This is a genomic window from Catellatospora sp. NPDC049609 (genome assembly GCF_040675365.1).
Taxonomy (GTDB): Bacteria; Actinomycetota; Actinomycetes; order Mycobacteriales; family Micromonosporaceae; genus Catellatospora.
Genome location: NZ_JBFAOU010000186.1, coordinates 1 through 14,976 on the forward strand (window position 1 = coordinate 1; position 14,976 = coordinate 14,976).

15 protein-coding genes are annotated in these 14,976 nt (G+C 74.0%); 4 read left to right on the forward strand and 11 right to left on the reverse strand.

The annotated features are described in order from the left end of the window. The coding region (locus AB0J67_RS33275) for a dihydrofolate reductase family protein (RefSeq protein WP_363488365.1) at nucleotides 1–415 on the forward strand (415 nt) is incomplete at its 5' end. Here AB0J67_RS33275 and AB0J67_RS33280 read toward each other — a convergent pair. The 5 genes from AB0J67_RS33280 to AB0J67_RS33300 all read right to left on the reverse strand — a co-directional run bounded on the left by AB0J67_RS33280 (nucleotide 397) and on the right by AB0J67_RS33300 (nucleotide 5,793). Beyond that, entirely contained in the window at nucleotides 397–1,107 is a 711-nt protein-coding gene (locus AB0J67_RS33280) for a helix-turn-helix domain-containing protein (protein ID WP_363488367.1), read from the reverse strand. The two genes, AB0J67_RS33275 and AB0J67_RS33280, sit on opposite strands and share 19 nt — an antisense overlap. Nucleotides 1,108–1,155: 48 nt before the next feature. Further along, nucleotides 1,156–3,204 (reverse strand): Hsp70 family protein, encoded by a 2,049-nt coding sequence (locus AB0J67_RS33285; protein WP_363488369.1) that lies wholly within the window; start codon nucleotides 3,202–3,204, stop codon nucleotides 1,156–1,158. A 251-nt stretch (nucleotides 3,205–3,455) separates the two neighbouring features. Next, the gene (locus tag AB0J67_RS33290) at nucleotides 3,456–4,001 is read right to left on the reverse strand and encodes a DUF2269 family protein (protein ID WP_363488371.1); all 546 of its coding nucleotides are present in this window, start codon (nucleotides 3,999–4,001) and stop codon (nucleotides 3,456–3,458) included. A 2-nt stretch (nucleotides 4,002–4,003) separates the two neighbouring features. Further along, nucleotides 4,004–4,681, reverse strand: a complete 678-nt coding sequence (locus AB0J67_RS33295; RefSeq protein ID WP_363488373.1) for a response regulator transcription factor — start codon at nucleotides 4,679–4,681, stop codon at nucleotides 4,004–4,006. After that, nucleotides 4,678–5,793, reverse strand: a complete 1,116-nt coding sequence (locus AB0J67_RS33300; RefSeq protein WP_363488375.1) for a sensor histidine kinase — start codon at nucleotides 5,791–5,793, stop codon at nucleotides 4,678–4,680. The genes AB0J67_RS33295 and AB0J67_RS33300 overlap by 4 nt, the downstream gene beginning before the upstream one ends. Nucleotides 5,794–6,115: 322 nt before the next feature. On the opposite strand from AB0J67_RS33300, the gene AB0J67_RS33305 reads away from it, so the two are divergent. Beyond that, nucleotides 6,116–6,865, forward strand: a complete 750-nt coding sequence (locus AB0J67_RS33305; protein WP_363488377.1) for a hypothetical protein — start codon at nucleotides 6,116–6,118, stop codon at nucleotides 6,863–6,865. Between the two features lie 49 nt (nucleotides 6,866–6,914). On the opposite strand, the gene AB0J67_RS33310 is transcribed toward AB0J67_RS33305, so the two are convergent. The 5 genes from AB0J67_RS33310 to sigK form a co-directional block, all read right to left on the reverse strand. Beyond that, nucleotides 6,915–7,325: an ACT domain-containing protein gene (locus tag AB0J67_RS33310; RefSeq protein ID WP_363488379.1), complete on the reverse strand. Its 411-nt coding sequence runs from the start codon at nucleotides 7,323–7,325 to the stop codon at nucleotides 6,915–6,917. Nucleotides 7,326–7,350: 25 nt separating this feature from the next. After that, nucleotides 7,351–8,898, reverse strand: a complete 1,548-nt coding sequence (locus AB0J67_RS33315; RefSeq protein ID WP_363488381.1) for a molybdopterin-dependent oxidoreductase — start codon at nucleotides 8,896–8,898, stop codon at nucleotides 7,351–7,353. A gap of 67 nt (nucleotides 8,899–8,965) precedes the next feature. Continuing rightward, nucleotides 8,966–9,616 carry a fasciclin domain-containing protein gene (locus AB0J67_RS33320; protein ID WP_363488383.1) on the reverse strand — a complete coding sequence of 217 codons (651 nt, stop codon included), beginning with the start codon at nucleotides 9,614–9,616 and terminating at the stop codon, nucleotides 8,966–8,968. Between the two features lie 96 nt (nucleotides 9,617–9,712). Beyond that, a complete protein-coding gene (locus tag AB0J67_RS33325; RefSeq protein WP_363488385.1) occupies nucleotides 9,713–10,459 on the reverse strand; it encodes an anti-sigma factor in 747 nt (248 codons plus the stop codon). A gap of 55 nt (nucleotides 10,460–10,514) precedes the next feature. After that, nucleotides 10,515–11,093: an ECF RNA polymerase sigma factor SigK gene (sigK, locus tag AB0J67_RS33330; protein WP_363488393.1), complete on the reverse strand. Its 579-nt coding sequence runs from the start codon at nucleotides 11,091–11,093 to the stop codon at nucleotides 10,515–10,517. A gap of 424 nt (nucleotides 11,094–11,517) precedes the next feature. On the opposite strand from sigK, the gene AB0J67_RS33335 reads away from it, so the two are divergent. Next, the gene (locus AB0J67_RS33335) at nucleotides 11,518–13,020 is read left to right on the forward strand and encodes an MFS transporter (protein ID WP_363488387.1); all 1,503 of its coding nucleotides are present in this window, start codon (nucleotides 11,518–11,520) and stop codon (nucleotides 13,018–13,020) included. Between the two features lie 189 nt (nucleotides 13,021–13,209). Here the strand turns inward: AB0J67_RS33335 and AB0J67_RS33340 are convergent, their stop codons facing one another. Then, nucleotides 13,210–13,947: a M23 family metallopeptidase gene (locus AB0J67_RS33340; RefSeq protein ID WP_363488389.1), complete on the reverse strand. Its 738-nt coding sequence runs from the start codon at nucleotides 13,945–13,947 to the stop codon at nucleotides 13,210–13,212. Nucleotides 13,948–14,015: 68 nt separating this feature from the next. Here AB0J67_RS33340 and AB0J67_RS33345 point away from each other — a divergent pair, with 68 nt between their 5' ends. Beyond that, nucleotides 14,016–14,930, forward strand: coding sequence for a hypothetical protein (locus AB0J67_RS33345; RefSeq protein ID WP_363488391.1), 915 nt, complete (start codon nucleotides 14,016–14,018; stop codon nucleotides 14,928–14,930). Nucleotides 14,931–14,976: the final 46 nt, after the last annotated feature.

Sequence of the window (14,976 nt, forward strand, 5' to 3'; positions counted from 1 at the left end):
CGCGCTGATGTTCGGCCGCCGCAGCTACGAGGTGTTCGCGCCGGTCTGGCGCGACTCCGACGACCACGCCGCCTACAAGGAGCTGCCCAAGTACGTCGTGTCGGCCACGCTGGGCGACGACGCGCTCGTCGACGGGTGGGGCGAGACGGCGATCCTGCGCTCGACCGACGACGTCGCGGAGCTCAAGAAGGGCGAGGGCGGCGCGATCTTCATCCACGGCAGCGCGGAGCTCGCCCGGCGCCTGGCCGAGGCCGGCCTGATCGACCGGTACCACCTGCTGGTCTTCCCGGTGCTGCTCGGCGCGGGCAAGAGCCTGTTCAGCAAGGCCGACATCGACAAGCAGGTGCTGAAGCTGCGGGCGTCCGAGAGCTACCCCAACGGCATCGTCAAGCTGGTCTACGACGTCGCGGCCTGACCCAGGCTCAGCGCGATCGCGCCGCCCGCGCCGTCCTGGAGCTGGCGCGCCGTACGCCCGACGTAGCGGCGCAGCGCCCGGGCCAGGTGCGGCGCGTCGAAATACTCCAGTCCACAGACGACCTCGGCGATCGGCACGCCCGCGGCCAGCAGCGTCGCGGCCTCGCGGGCGCGTTCGACCTGGCGCACCGTGCCCTGGGTGAGCCCGGTCGCCGCCTGGAACCGCCGCTCCAGGGTGCGTGGCGACACGTCCGGGCGACGGCCCCGGAGCACCTCGGCGACCAGCGGGTCACGGACCACCGCACCGGCCCGGACCAGGCGGTCGACCAGGGCCTCGACGTCGTCGGGGCCGGGGGTCTCCCAGCGGGCGCCGTCCAGCCGGAAGGTGCGGCGGGTGGTGTCGGGCAGTTCGACGCCCCCGTCCACGAGCGCGGCCGCGGGCAGGGACCGCAGCGACGTGCCCACGGCGAACTCGACGCCGACGAAGGAGGCCCCTTCGGGCACGGGCGCGGTGCCGGCCCTGGTCTCGGGACCGGAGACGGTCGCGTACGCCCTGCCCTCGTGCTGCCAGAACACCAGGCCCCAGCTCACCGCGGCGACGGAGGTCATCTGCGTGACCTGCTCGCTCGTGCAGGTCCACACGGTGCCGACCCAGGTCGAGTCAGACCCGCGCGTCTGGAACCGCAGCACCACCGGGCAAGGATACGCGCGGGCGGGCAGGTGCGCGCGCCGTCGCGGTCCCTACACCTGCCAGACGTCCACGCAGGTGGTGTCGGCGGTGTTCCAGCGGGCCAGCAGGTGGTGGCCGTCGGCGCTGAACGCGGTGCGCACCGAGCGGGCGTCGCTGATGTCGGTGCGGAACACCTCCTCGTCCGTGCCCGCCTCGTGCAGCCACACCGCGCTGCCCGCCGCGCCCGCCCGCAGCCGCCCGTCCGGGCTGTCGCACTCGGGCGCGAACCCGTCGTGCGGGCTGCGGTCGGTGAACCCGGCGTAGCGGCGGAACAGGTCCTCGCCGACCATCTCCTCGATGACGGTGCCGGTGCCCAGGTCCCACAGCGTCGCCACGTCTCGCACGTACCGTCCGACGTGGACCTTCCGGTCGGCCTCGGCGATCAGCCGCCAGTGGCCCTCGTGCACCAGCACCCGGACCGGCTTGTTGTTCGGCGCGGCCTTGAAGCTGCTGGTCAGCTCGCCGCTGGCGACGTCCCAGACGGCGAAGTGGCCGTCGTGGTCCCAGGACACGAGCGCGAGCCGGTCGCCGGGGGCGACGAACACCCGGCCCTGGACCGACTCGACGCGCTGCCGGGGCCGGATCTCGTTGACCACCGCGCCGGTGGCGATGGAACGCGTGCGCACGTACGCGCCGGTGCGTTCGCACTCCACGAGCAGCTCGTGGTCGGGGGTGAGCAGCCAGTCGCCGGTGGCGCGCATGCGGTGCCGCTTGGCGGCCCGGTCGCCGCTGATCAGCTTCGCCGAGCGGCTCATCGCCGCGACCGTGTCCGAGGTCAGCAGGCCGCCCGGGGCGACCCGCTGCTCCATGAGGATGCCGTCGCGCTGGGCGGTGAGGTCGTACACCCGGTCGTCGGCGGTGCGCACCTGGGCCAGCGTCGCGCCGGTGCCGTACTGCGCGCCCGGCTCGACCAGCCAGCGCACCAGCCGCGTCCGGCCGTCGGGTACGTCCCAGCTCAGCGGCTCCATGCGCCATGTCGCGGTGTTGGCCGGCACGCGGCGGGCGGCGACCCGGCCCGCCCAGCGGGCGGCGCCGCGGATCACCGCGTGCTCCGGGTCGGTGGGGTGCCGCACCGGGCGGCCCAGCTCGGCGCGCAGCACCGCGCGGGCCGCGGGCAGCCGCGACGCACCGCCGACCAGCAGCACGCCGGTGACGTCGGCCAGCGTGAACCCGGCCCGCGCGACCACGGCCCGGCAGCTCGCGGCCAGCCAGCGCAGCGTCGGCTCGGCCAGCCGGTGCAGCCCGCCGCGGTCGAGCCGGTATGGCGGGGCGGCCGGGGTGATCCGGTCGGCGACCTCCTCCGACTCGGACAGCCGGTGCTTGACCGAGCGCACGAAGTCGCCCGCGGCGTACCGGGCGAGCAGGCCCGCGTCGCCGCCCGCCTGCAGCGCCGGGGACAGCCAGTCGTGCAGCGCCGCGCGCAGGTCGTTGACGAGCAGCAGGTCGAAGTCCTGCCCGCTGCCCGAGGTCTCGTGCGCCAGGATGTCGGTGCGCTCGTCGTGCACCCGCGCCAGCGACACCGACCAGGACGCGCCCAGGTCGCAGACCAGCACCAGCGCGCCGTCGGGCTGGTCGCCGTGGGTGTACGGGTCCAGCACCGCCGCGGCCGCGTCGCCGACCAGCTCGACGTCGGGGAACCCGGCTTCGCTCGCGAGCGCGATGAGCGCCTCGCGCCGCCGGTCCTGCGGGCCGTAGGAGTCGGGCACGGTCAGCGCGAGCCGGTCGACCTTGACCCCGTGGCGGTGTTCGGCCTCCAGCCGCAGCACCCCCAGGTATGCCGCGAGCACCTCCTGGCCGGTGGCCTGCCGGTCGCCGAGGCGCACCGGCCCGCCGGTGTCCAGCGCCTGGCGCGGCCCGGCGGCGAACCAGCGGGGCAGGGTGTCGCGCCGCAGCACGGCGGCCGTGCCGACGAGCAGGCTCTCGCCGTCGAGGCATACCGCCGAGGGCCAGCTCAGCGCCCCGGTGACCGGGCATGGAACGGGGTGGACCTGCGTCCCGGCGACGAGTGCCGCCGTGGTCTGGTACGTGCCGAAGTCGACCACCAGGAGGTGCTGTGCCATAGCGGACTCCCGATTTGCTCCGAAGCGACCCGAAGTGACGCCGTCGTCAGCCGCGTTGATGGTCGCCGATGCTATCGACCGGCTGTTGCAGGCGGGTTAACCGTCCGCGTGTCCGTGTGAACAGGCCGTGGATCCGTCCGGGCCGCGGCGGGCGGTGCGGACGGTGGGGCGGGCCAAGATCATCCGACTTGCCAGGCAAGTGGGCGAAAGTCGGTCCAAGATACGCCCAGTTGCCTGGCAAGTCGGGTGATCTAGAGGGGGGCGCCGGTCTTGCCCCAGGGTTTGTAGACGGACAGGACGGTGGCGGTGGTCAGGACGATGACGGAGGCGATGGAGCCGTCCATGACCTGCATGGCGGGTTCGGTGAGCGTGCCGGCGCGGGCCGCGTCGACGGCGTCGACCAGGGCCGGGTGGCGGGTCAGCATCGGCACGACGAGCACGGCGATGTTCAGCACCAGTTTGACCGCGACCCACCAGTGGCGCAGCAGGCCCCAGTGCGTGCCCAGGCCCAGGATCACGCCGGTGACCAGGGCGGCCAGGCCCAGCGGCAGCATCGCGGCGGTGTCGAAGGACAGCATCAGGGAGTACGTCGCCAGCCTGGTCGCCGCGTCGCCGGAGGACTGCGCGGTCAGCGCCATGACCAGCAGCGCGTAGGCGACGCCGAGCCAGCCGACCGAGGTGACGACGTGGATGGTGAGCAGGAGGCGGCGCGCGTTGCGGGGCAGCCGGCGCGGCTGCGGGGGAGCGGTGCGCGCAGGCCGGGTCGGGGCGCCTGTGGCGGGGGCGGGGGCGGGCATGGTCATTCTCCTGTCCATCCGGGCCGGACCAGGCCCGACTCGTACGCCTCGACGACCAGGTGGGCCCGGTCGCGCACGCCGAGCTTCACCATCGCCCGGCTGACGTGGGTCTTGGCGGTGGCGGGGCTGACGAACAGCCGCTCGGCGATCTCGTCGTTGGACAGCCCGGCGGCGACCAGGGCCATCACCTCGCGCTCGCGGTCGGTGAGCGCGTCCAGCGCGGCCGTGCGGGCGTTGTCCCGGGGGCGGCGCGAGCGCTGGGCGTACTCGGCGATCAGGCGCCGGGTGACGCCGGGGGACAGCAGCGCGTCGCCGCGGGCGACCACCCGCACCGCCTGGATCAGGTCGGCGGGTTCGGTGTCCTTGACCAGGAAGCCGCTGGCCCCGTCGCGCAGCGCGTCGAAGACGTACTCGTCGAGGTCGAACGTGGTCAGGATGACGACCTTGACGTCGGCCAGCGCGGGGTCGGCGGCGATGCGGCGGGTGGCCTCGATGCCGTCCAGCCGGGGCATGCGGATGTCCATGAGCACGACGTCGGGGTGCAGCGCGGCGGTCTGGCGTACCCCCTCCTCGCCGTCGGGGGCCTCGCCCACGACGGTGATGTCGTCCTGCGCGGACAGCAGGGCCCGGAACCCGGCGCGGACCAGCGCCTGGTCGTCCACGAGCAGCACCTTGATCATGAGTCGCCTCCGGTGGGCAGGACGGCGCAGACGGTGAACCCGCCCTCGGGCCGGGGGCCCGCGGCGACGGTGCCGCCCAGCGAGGCGACCCGCTCGCGGATGCCGGACAGGCCGTTGCCCTCGGCGGCGTCGCCGCCCCGGCCCCGGTCGGTGATGTCGAGGACCACCTCGTCGGTGTTGTAGCCGACGGTGACCTGCGCGCTGTCGACTCCGGCGTGGCGGTGCACGTTGGTCAGCGACTCCTGCACGATCCGGTACGCCGCCAGGTCGACCGCGGTCGGCAGCGCGCGGGGCTGTCCGGTGGTGCGGACCTCGACCCGCAGCCCGGCCGTGGCGAAGCGGTCGACCAGCTCGTCGATCCGGTCCAGGCTGGGGGCGGGGCTGCGCGGGGCCTGCTCGTCCACGCCGCGCAGCACGCCGAGGGTCTGCCGCAGCTCGCGCAGGGTGTCCCGGCTGGCCTGCTTGATCGCGGCGAGCGCGGTGCGGGCCTGCTCCGGGTCGTCGTCGAGCAGGTGCAGCGCCACCCCGGCCTGCACGTTGATCAGGGAGATGTGGTGGGCGACGACGTCGTGCACCTCGCGGGCGATGCGCAGCCGCTCGTCGCCGGCGCGGCGGCGGCGCTGCTCCAGCAGCCGGGCGCGGTTGCTGGCGATCACCTGGGCGATCAGCAGCACCCCGGTCAGCACGGCCGCCGACACCACGGCCCGCCACACGAGCTGGTGGTTGTCCCAGCCGAGCAACACGAACACCAGCCAGCCCGCGAGGGCGGTGACCCACGCGGCGAGCCGGTGGCCGAGCACCACGGCGCCGACCAGCGTGAACAGGAAGGCGAGGAAGAACGGGCCGGGCGGGTAACCGAGCGAGACGTACGTCCCGGTCAGCGCGGTCACCGTCGCCAGCGCGGCGGTCATGTGCACGTGCCACAGCCACATCGCCGCCGCCGAACCGGCCAGCAGGGCGTACCCGAGCAGGTCCAGCGTCCGGAACGGCGCCTCGGGCACCTGAGTGGCGGCGAACCGGCTCGCGAAGGTGACGCCGATGATCTGGATGAACGCGATGATCAGGGGGAACAGCCGTGCGCGGCTGGGTCGGTCCGGATGGTCCCAGGTCATGCCCACCACGCTAGGCCCGGATCAGCACCCCCGTCGTCGCACACCGGGAGTCACCCCGCCTACTCCCCCTGGGAGTACACCGCAAGGAAGGGCACCTTCACCACGCCATGTGTAGTAGAAGGTGCCCGTGTCAACCCCGACCCGTTGACACGGCCCGGTGGGTGCGGGGCCGGGCGGCCGGGCGCGCCGGATCCCTGCATCGCGCGCGGACGCGGTTCGCCCGCGAGCTGGCGTCGGCCGGGGGTGACCGTGTAACAGCCCGGCGCGGCCGGACATGGACAGGCAGGCGGCACAGCCGCGGAGGCGGGAAGGGACGAAGACGATGGCCGAGCGACACGAACGGCTGTACGGCCACGTCAGGCAGGCCACCCGGCTCGGCGCGGAGAGCGTCGCGGCGCTCGGCGACGGTGCCGCCAGGGACGCCCTGTTCGAGGAGATCACCAGGACGGACACCGCTGCGACGGCGGTCCGGGCGGTCCGGGCGGGCCGTCGGGTGCGTCCGCTGCTGGTCTCCGCAGGGGTCGCTACGGTGGTGCTCGCCGCGGTCGTGGTGCCGGGCCTGTTCGGTTCCGGGGACGAGCCGGGCCCGCTGTCGGCCGTGCCGTCCCTGGCCGCGTCCCCGGCCGTGCCGTCACCGCAGGCCGCATCCCCGGCGGTGTCGACGGCGTCACCCGCGCCACGGGGCGATGTGTTCGGGGGGTCGCAGACCATGAGCTGCGTCGAGCAGTACACGCTGCCGAACCTCGCCACGCGGCGGTTCGCGTTCGACGGCGAGGTGGTCGCCGTCGGGACGGGACGGGCCCCCGGCGATCCGCTCGACCTGTACGCGCCCGTGACCTTCCGGGTGAACCACTGGTATCGCGGCGGCACCGCCGAGCGGATCACGATCGCGATGCTGTCCGCGGGTGGCAGCGTGGACACCGTCGCCTACCGGGTCGGCCGGCGCCTCCTGGTGTCCGGGGAGGACCGGTGGGGCGCCCGGACGCTCACCGACCCGGTCGCCTGGCCCTGCGGCTTCACCCGCTGGTACAGCGAGGACGAGGCGGCGGACTGGTCGCGGGCGTTCGGCTGAGGCGGCCGTGCACCGCCCGCGGAGGCGACCCGCACGCTCGCGGGGCGGGTCAGGCGCCGACCGGCTGCGTCCCGGTGGACAGGGCGGCCAGCACCGCCATGGCGCGGTCGGCGTCGGCGCAGCGTACGAACAGGTGGTCGTGGAAGTAGCCGGCCACCACGTTGCAGCTCATGCCGAGCTCGGCCAGCGCGCCGGAGACGGCGGCGGTCAGCCCGACCGCGTCCAGCGCCGAGTGCACGCGCAGCGTGATCCAGGTGGCCACGAAGTCATAGGGCAGCCCGGCCACGTCCGCCTCGGCACGCATCACGACCAGCGTGGTGCCCTCCGGCTCGGCCACCGTCACGACCGGGTGCACCCCCGGCGGGACGGTGCCCGTGATGGTGGTGAAGACGTACTCGTACGGGTGCCGCTGCGGCTGCAGCCCGCGCAGCAGCAACGCCAGGTCGTGTTCTCCGGTCACGGCAGTCATCGTCGCATCTCCACCCTCAGCCGACCGTCATCACGAGCGTGTGCCAGCCGGTCGCGCCGTCCGGGAACGGGTCGGCCCGCTGCTCGGGCTGCACCTGCCCGGTGCCGTCGGTGGCGCGGACCCGCAGCGTGTGGCTGCCCTTCGTGGCGGCCCAGTCCCAGGTCCACTGCACCCAGGTGTCGGTCGAGGCCGTCGGCAGCAGCGTGGCCTGCCGCCACGGGTCGCCGTCGACCTGCACCTCGACCGCGCTGATGCCGCGGCGCTGCGCCCAGGCCACCCCGGCCACGGTCACCGGCCCCGGCGCGAGCCGCGCGAACGCCTTGGGCCGGTCGATGCGCGAGGCCGTCTTCACCGGCGCCTGCGCCGCCCAGCCGCGCTGGGTCCAGTAGGCGTCGTAGGTCGCGAACGTCGTCAGCTCCAGCTCGGTGATCCACTTTGCCGCGCCGACGTACCCGTACAGGCCGGGCGTCAGCATGCGGATCGGGAAGCCGTGCTCCAGCGGCAGGGGCTGCCCGTTCATGGCCAGCGCCAGCATCGCGTCCCGGCCGTCGAGCACGGTGGCGACCGGGGTGCCGATGGTGATCCCGTCCGCCGCGCGCGCCACGAGCTGGTCCGCGCCGGCCTGCACGCCTGCCGCGCGCAGCAGTGGCGCCAGCGGCACGCCGAGCCAGCGGGCGGTCCCGACGTACGGGCCGCCGACCTCGTTGGATACGCAGTTGAGCGTGATGTCCCGCTCCGTCAGCGGCCGTTTGATCAGGTCGTCGAAGGTGAGCTCGACGGGGCGGTCGACCCTGCCGGTGATCTTCAGGGTCCAGTCGCGCGGGTCGATCCGGGGCACGGTCAGCGCGATGTCGACGCGGTAGAAGTCCTGGTTCGGGGTGTAGAAGCCGGGCGTGGTCAACGCCGGCGGCGCGGGGTCGGCCGGGGCGGGCAGGGTGATCTGTCCGCGGGCCTGGTCGGCGGCCTGCGCGCCGCGCCTGCGGACCAGCGCCGCGACGCCTCCGGCCAGCGCCGTTCCCAGCGCCACCAGCCCGGCCGCGACGAGGAACCCGCGCCGCCCGGTCCCCGCCCGATCCGAGCCGGGCTGTCCCGCCTGTGCCCCTGGGGATGGGGGCGGGGGTGCGGGAGAGATCGGGGCGGGGGCGGCCTTCGGGGCGAGCCACGCGAGCAGGGCCGCCGACACCGCGCCGGCCAGCAGGGCGGGCAGGGCGTCGAGCGGGCGTCCGCCGGGGCGGGTCAGCGCGGCGGCCGCGCCGCCCAGGCCGAGCAGCCCGACCAGGACCAGTGCCGCGGTGCGGTGGCGCACCGCGAGCACGCCCGCCGCGGCGGCCAGGGCCGCGAGTACCAGCAGGATCGTGCCGATGAGCAGGGGCTTGTCGTACGTGCCGAAGGTGCTGACCGCGTACTCCTTCACCGGCGTCGGGGTGGCGTCGATGACGGTGCCGCCGATGGCGACCAGCGGTGAGGCTTCGGGGCGGGTGAGCGAGGCGACGAGCTCCGCGGTGGCGATGCCGCCCGCTGCGGCCAGCAGCCCGGTGAGGGCTGGGCGGATCAGCTGTCGCATGGGGTGCCTCCAGGAGGGTGGAGGGCACCTTCCGCCAGGGACGCGTGGGAAGGTGCCCTCCCGTCCGTCAGGACGGCGGCATGAGGACGCCGTCGACGAGGTAGACCACGCCGTTGCGGGTCGGGATGTTGCCGCAGATGATGGTCGCGGTGTCGTTGACCTTGAAGTCCTGGCCGCTGCCGGTGACCGTGATGTCCTGACCCTCCAGGGTCTGGTGGGTGCCGGCGATCTTGTCCGCGGCGACCTTCTGGCCCACCACGTGGTAGGTCAGGATCTTCTTGAGCTGCTCCGGGTTGGCCAGCACCTGGTCGAGCTGCTCCTTCGGGATCTTCGCGAACGCCTCGTTGACCGGTGCGAAGACGGTGACCGCCTCGGCGCTGTTGAGCGTGTCGGCCAGGCCCGCCTGCTGCACGGCCGCGGTGAGCGTGGCCAGCTGCGGGTTTGCCGCGGCCGCGGTGGCCACGGGCTGCTGGGCCATCATCTCCAGGCTGCCTGGGTTGGCCGGGTCCGTGGGGAGCGTGCCGCACCCCGGCCCGAACACGCCCGCGGCCCCCGGCGTCGCTGTGCCGGTCGGCACGGTCGTGGGCACGGCCGTGGGCACGCCGGTCGGCTGCGCGGTCGGGGTGGTCGCGTTCTCGCTTCCGCAGGCTGCGAGGCCTAGCGAGAGCGAGAACGCGGCGACGGCGAAGACCGTCGTGAGCTTCCTCTTCCCGTACATGACGGTGGTCCTTTCTCCGGTGGAAACCTCCACCGTGATTCGACACTGAACCCGTCATGGTTTGGCGCGATTGGCTCAAATTTTGTCTGATTTTTTCTATTTCATAGGTATCTGGGCGACGATAGGTAGAGTCGGGGTGGTCGAGCCGCCCGCCGGCTCCACCGTCACACCCAGCGCGTCCGCGGCGTCCACGCCGTCGACCAGGTGCGTGGCGGTGCTCTGCCCGGCGGCGAGCACCCCGACCGAGCGCGGCGTGGCACCGTCCATCAGCCAGAACTGGTACGCCTTCTGCGCGCCCGGCGAGTGCGTGGCCAGCAGGACCACCGCGGCGTTGCGGCTCGGCGCGGCCACCACGGTGACCTTGCCGCCGCCCTGCACGTCGGCCGTGCGCACGGTCGCGTCCGGCGCGGTGAGCACCGCCTGCGTGCGCGCCAGCTCCTGCCGCGCCGCCTGCGCCGCCGCCTGCTCGGAGCGCACCCGCTGCTCCTGCACCGCGTACGTGCCGCCGACCAGTGCCGCGACCAGCAGGCACGCGGCCGCGGTCAGCGCCGCCGGATGCCGCCACCACCGGGCCCGCGCACCCCGCCGCTCGCGCACCGGCCGGGCCGGCGGGAGCTGGCGGGTCCGCCGCACCGCCGACAGCACCTGGTCGCGCATCCCCGGCGGCGGCACCGACCAGGTGTCCTCGGCCAGCCGGGCCGCGGTCTCGTTCAGCTCGGTCACCTCGGCCGCGCACGCCGAGCAGCCGCGCAGATGCTGCGCGAACGTCTCGCGTTCGGACTCGTCGAGCGCGTGCAGCACGTACGCCCCCGCCAGCGAGTGGATCTCACTGTGCTCGCTCATGCCGCCACCCCGCTCCGCTCGGCGCCGCCATGAGTTCCACCGAAGCCCATGATTCTCATGCCGCCACCTCCACGCCGAGGCAGTCGCGCAGCCGGATCAGGCCGTCGCGCATGCGGGTCTTGACCGTGGGCAGCCCGGCCCCGAGCAGCTGCGCCACCTGCTGGTAGGTGTAGCCGCCGTAGTAGGCCAGGGTGATCGCCTCCCGCTGCAGCTCGGTCAGCGTCTTGAGGCAGCGGCGCACCTGCTGCCGCTGCAGCTGCGCGGTGGCCTGCTCGACCACCTCGTCGGCCGGGGTCTGCGCCGCCTCCGGCGCCAGCCGCCGCTCCCGGTCCAGCGCGGCCTGCTCCGAGCGCACCCGGTCCACCGCCCGCCGGTGCGTGATCGTGAAGATCCAGGCGGTCGCGGAGCCCCGCGCGGGGTCGAAGCGGGTCGCCGTACGCCACACCTCCAGCAGTGCCTCCTGCGCCACCTCCTCGGCCTGCGCCGGATCGCGCAGCACCCGCCGGGCCAGGCCGTACACGCGGGGCGCGACCAGGTCGTAGAGCCTGGTGAACGCCGCCTCGTCGCCGCGGGCGACCGCCCGCAGCAGGGCCGCGGCGTCGACGGGCGCGGGGGCGTCGGGCACCCGGGCCAGATGATCGGGCCGCTGGTACGGCTGCTCGTCACCGTTCACTGTCACGCCCTTCCGGGGCAGAGGTGTTTCACCCGTCACTTGGGTACCACAACTCATTCGGCGCCGCCGCGCACGCGGATGGGTCCGTTCGCCACCACCTCTCCCGATCATCATGCGCCACGTGTCCGGAGGGCGACATGAGTGATCGAAAAGGCCGTCGTCGATCGGGTGATCCCGCTCTCAGGGGAGCGCGCACGGCCCCGCGACCTGCGTAAGGTCAATAACGGAACCGTGTCGTTCCGCAACTCCCCCCACCCTGGCGCGCTCGCTGAGCCACCGCGAGACGCTGCCCGGTCACCGGCCAGCCCGCTCGACGAGGAGCACCTGGCCCGGGTCGGCGACGACGTCGCGGCCCGACCGCACACCCCCGTCGAAAGGCACAACGATGACCGCCACGGTCTCCCGCACGGAGTCTCCGGAGCCCGCCGCTCCGGCCCTGCACCCCCGGCGCTGGCTGGCGCTCACCATCATCGCGATCGCCCAGCTCATGGTGGTCCTCGACGCGACCATCGTGAACATCGCCCTGCCCGAGATGCAGCACGCGCTGGACATCAGCGACGCGGACCGGCAGTGGGTGCTCACCGCGTACACGCTGACCTTCGGTGGTCTGCTGCTGCTCGGCGGCCGCATCGCCGACTACTGGGGCCGCAAGCGGACCTTCATCGCGGGTGCGATCGGCTTCGCGCTCGCCTCGGCGCTGGGCGGTCTCGCCTGGGACGGCCTGAGCCTGTTCGCCGCGCGCGGCCTGCAGGGCGCCTTCGGCGCGCTGCTCGCCCCGGCCGGCCTCGCGCTGCTGACAGTGCTGTTCACCGAGGCCAAGGAGCGCGCCAAGGCGTTCGCCGTGTACGGCGCCATCGCCGGCGGCGGCGCGGCGCTCGGCCTGCTGCTCGGCGGCGTGCTCACCGAGTACTTCGACTGGCGCTGGTGCCTGCTGGTCAACATCCCGATCGCGGCGGTCGCCATCTTCGCGGCCGTGCCGGTCGTGCCGGAGAGCAAGGCCCACGGCGACACCCGCTACGACGTGCCCGGCGCGATCGCCGTCACGCTAGGCCTCGTCGCCCTGGTCTACGGCCTCACCAAGGCCGCCGAGCCGGAGCACGGCTGGGAGTCGACCGAGGCGCTGGGCTTCATGGGCGCCGGCGTGGCCCTGCTGATCGTGTTCGTGTTCATCCAGAAGTTCTCGAAGAACCCGCTGCTGCCGCTGCGCATCCTGCTCGACCGCAACCGCGGCGGCGCGTACCTGTCCAGCACCCTGACCGGTGCCGGCCTGATGGGCGCGTTCTTCTTCCTGACCTTCTACTTCCAGGGCACCCTCGGCTACACCCCGGTCGAGGCCGGCCTGGCCTCGCTGCCGGTCTCCGCGGGCGTGTTCATCTCCGCCGGTATCGCCAGCCAGCTGCTGCCCAAGCTCGGCGCCAAGCCGCTGATGCTCACCGGTGCGGTGCTCGCCGCGGGCGCGATGCTGTTCCTGACGCAGATCGGCGTCGACACCGCGTACGCCAGCCACGTGCTGCCCGGCGCGCTCGTGCTCGGCCTCGGCCTCGGCTTCACCTTCGTGCCGCTGTCCAGCCTCGCGCTGGTCGGCGTGCCGCAGCACGACGCCGGTGCGGCCAGCGCCACGCTCAACGCCACCCAGCAGGTCGGCGGCTCGCTCGGCGCGGCCCTGCTGAGCACGTTCGCGCTCAACGCCACCACGGCGTACGCGACCGAGCACATGAGCCCGACCACCGACCCGCAGGCCGTGCTGGCCGAGGCGGCGGTGCACGGGTACACGGTGGCGTTCGCGTGGGGCGGCGGGCTGCTGGTGTTCTCGGCGATCATCATCGCGGTCCTGATCAAGGTCCGTAAGTCGGACCTGCCGACCGAGGGCGCGGTGCACGTCGGCTGACGTGCTGGATCACCCGATGAGCGGGGCGGCGCCACGGTGCGCCGCCCCGCTTTCATGTCCCGCCCCGCCCCGCCCCGCCCCGGCCCGGCCCGACGCTTGCGTCCTGCATAGACGTTGGCCTATCTGAATGACTTCGATCAACGATTTGTCATCCAGATAGGCCAACGTCTATCAAAAACGGGTGGGTGGTCAGGCTCCCGGGGGTGGGGTGGTGGAGCAGCCGTGTCTGGTCTGCCAGGTGGTGACCTCGGGGACGGGGGACTTGGCGCCGTTCCTGCGCCAGGAGTCGAGGTAGCGCCAGGGCCAGACCACGCCGCGGCGGATCCACCAGTCGCCGGTACGCGCGCAGACCGGCGAGACGCCGAAGTGCAGGTGGCAGGCGCTGGCCAGGCCGGTGCGGCCGACCTTGCCCAGCTTCTGCCCGGCGGTGACCCGCTCACCGGGGCGGATCAGGCCGTCGATCGCGGAGAAGTGCGAGCCGTAGTAGCGCACCCCGTCGTCGCCGAGCAGCGACACCGACAGCCCGCCCCGCTGCGCGCCGTCGTCGGTCTTCGGGTCCCAGCTGTCGACCCGGGACACCTCCAGCACGGTGCCGTCGGTGACCGCGACGATCGTCGCGCCGCACGGTGCCATCACGTCGGTGGCCTGGTAGTCGTGGTGGGTGCGCCCGTAGGAGGTCTTGCCGAGCACCGGGAACACGTACTTCACGGCGGGCGCGGACGGCGACGCGGCGGGGGAGGGCGAGGCCGTCGCGGTCGGCGTCGCCGACGGGGAGGCGGCCGGTGCCGCGGCGGGCTCGAAGACCGGCCCGGCCACCGGTCCGGTGCAGGCGGCGAGCGCGAGAGCGGTCAGCAGGCCGACCGGTACGAGGTAGGAGCGCACCCGCCCGACCCTACTCCGCACGCGAGGACGGGGCAGGTCGTCCATTTCGGATCGGCCGTTCGGCGGTGTGCGGTGCACGGCCGGCCGTCACACTGGGGACGGAGGAGGTCGTGGTGGAACTGGATCACGAGGGCGGCGGGCCGGAGCGGCTGGTGCGCCAGCGCGAGCGGATCAGCCGGGAGCTGCGGGAGGGCGGCGTCCCGGTGTTCGTGCTGGCCGGGCCGCTGCTGCCGGGCCGGGAGCGGTTCGCGGGCCTGGAGGAGGCCGACGGCCGGATCGTGGGCGTGCGCATCGTACACGAGGGCGACCGGGCGCACGGCCCCTGGGCCGGTGTGCACTGCGCCCGCACGGACGGCACGCCGGGCACGGACCCGCTGCGCTGGGAGCTGACGCACGGCATGGCGGCGTACGGCGAGACGGTCGCCGCGGCCGACTGGGCCGAGGGCGGCATGACGGTCGTCGTCGACGGGGTGGCCGTGCCGGGTCGCCTGCTGCGGGCGGGCGGCCGCTGGTGGGCGGCGAGCTGCCACCGTGACGGCGTCGAGATCGCCGTGGTGGCGCGGGACTGGCACCCCGACGCGCTCGGCGTACGCACCGTGGACGACCTCGGTCCGATGCTGACCCGGCACTGGTACGGGCCGCCGGCGCAGGAGTCCGCCGCCGGGCATCGGGAGCCGCATCTGACCCTGGTGGAGGCGAGCCTGCGCCTCGGCCGGGAACGTCGGCGCTGGTGGGGCACCTGGGGGCCGCCGCCGCAGCGGCCGGTGTACTGGCGCGAGCTGTGGCAGGCGGCGGTGCGGCGCCAGGTCGTGCTCGCCGACCAGGCCGAGCCCGACGCGGAACGGGCGGTGGGAGACATGCTGGGGCAGCTCTCGGCGCTGCAGGACCGGGCGGCATGGTTCGCCGACGAGCGGCTGCGGCAGCGGGCGATCGCCGAGACGCTGCTGTTCGGCACCGGCCTCGCCGACGCGGTCCCCAGCGCCGCCGCGCAGCGGGCATGGCGGGAGCGCGGGGGGACACCACGGTAACCTTCCTCCCGTCGAGAGGAGAACGGGACTGTGGAAGATCTCACGC

Bases quoted from the DNA above. Each gene is read 5' to 3' on its own strand.
- AB0J67_RS33285 (WP_363488369.1), bottom strand. From the start codon at position 3,204: ATGGCACAGCACCTCCTGGTGGTCGACTTCGGCACGTACCAGACCACG.
- AB0J67_RS33290 (WP_363488371.1), bottom strand. From the start codon at position 4,001: ATGCCCGCCCCCGCCCCCGCCACAGGCGCCCCGACCCGGCCTGCGCGC.
- AB0J67_RS33295 (WP_363488373.1), bottom strand. From the start codon at position 4,681: ATGATCAAGGTGCTGCTCGTGGACGACCAGGCGCTGGTCCGCGCCGGG.
- AB0J67_RS33300 (WP_363488375.1), bottom strand. From the start codon at position 5,793: ATGACCTGGGACCATCCGGACCGACCCAGCCGCGCACGGCTGTTCCCC.
- AB0J67_RS33305 (WP_363488377.1), top strand. From the start codon at position 6,116: ATGGCCGAGCGACACGAACGGCTGTACGGCCACGTCAGGCAGGCCACC.
- AB0J67_RS33315 (WP_363488381.1), bottom strand. From the start codon at position 8,898: ATGCGACAGCTGATCCGCCCAGCCCTCACCGGGCTGCTGGCCGCAGCG.
- AB0J67_RS33320 (WP_363488383.1), bottom strand. From the start codon at position 9,616: ATGTACGGGAAGAGGAAGCTCACGACGGTCTTCGCCGTCGCCGCGTTC.
- AB0J67_RS33325 (WP_363488385.1), bottom strand. From the start codon at position 10,459: ATGAGCGAGCACAGTGAGATCCACTCGCTGGCGGGGGCGTACGTGCTG.
- AB0J67_RS33335 (WP_363488387.1), top strand. From the start codon at position 11,518: ATGACCGCCACGGTCTCCCGCACGGAGTCTCCGGAGCCCGCCGCTCCG.
- AB0J67_RS33340 (WP_363488389.1), bottom strand. From the start codon at position 13,947: ATGGACGACCTGCCCCGTCCTCGCGTGCGGAGTAGGGTCGGGCGGGTG.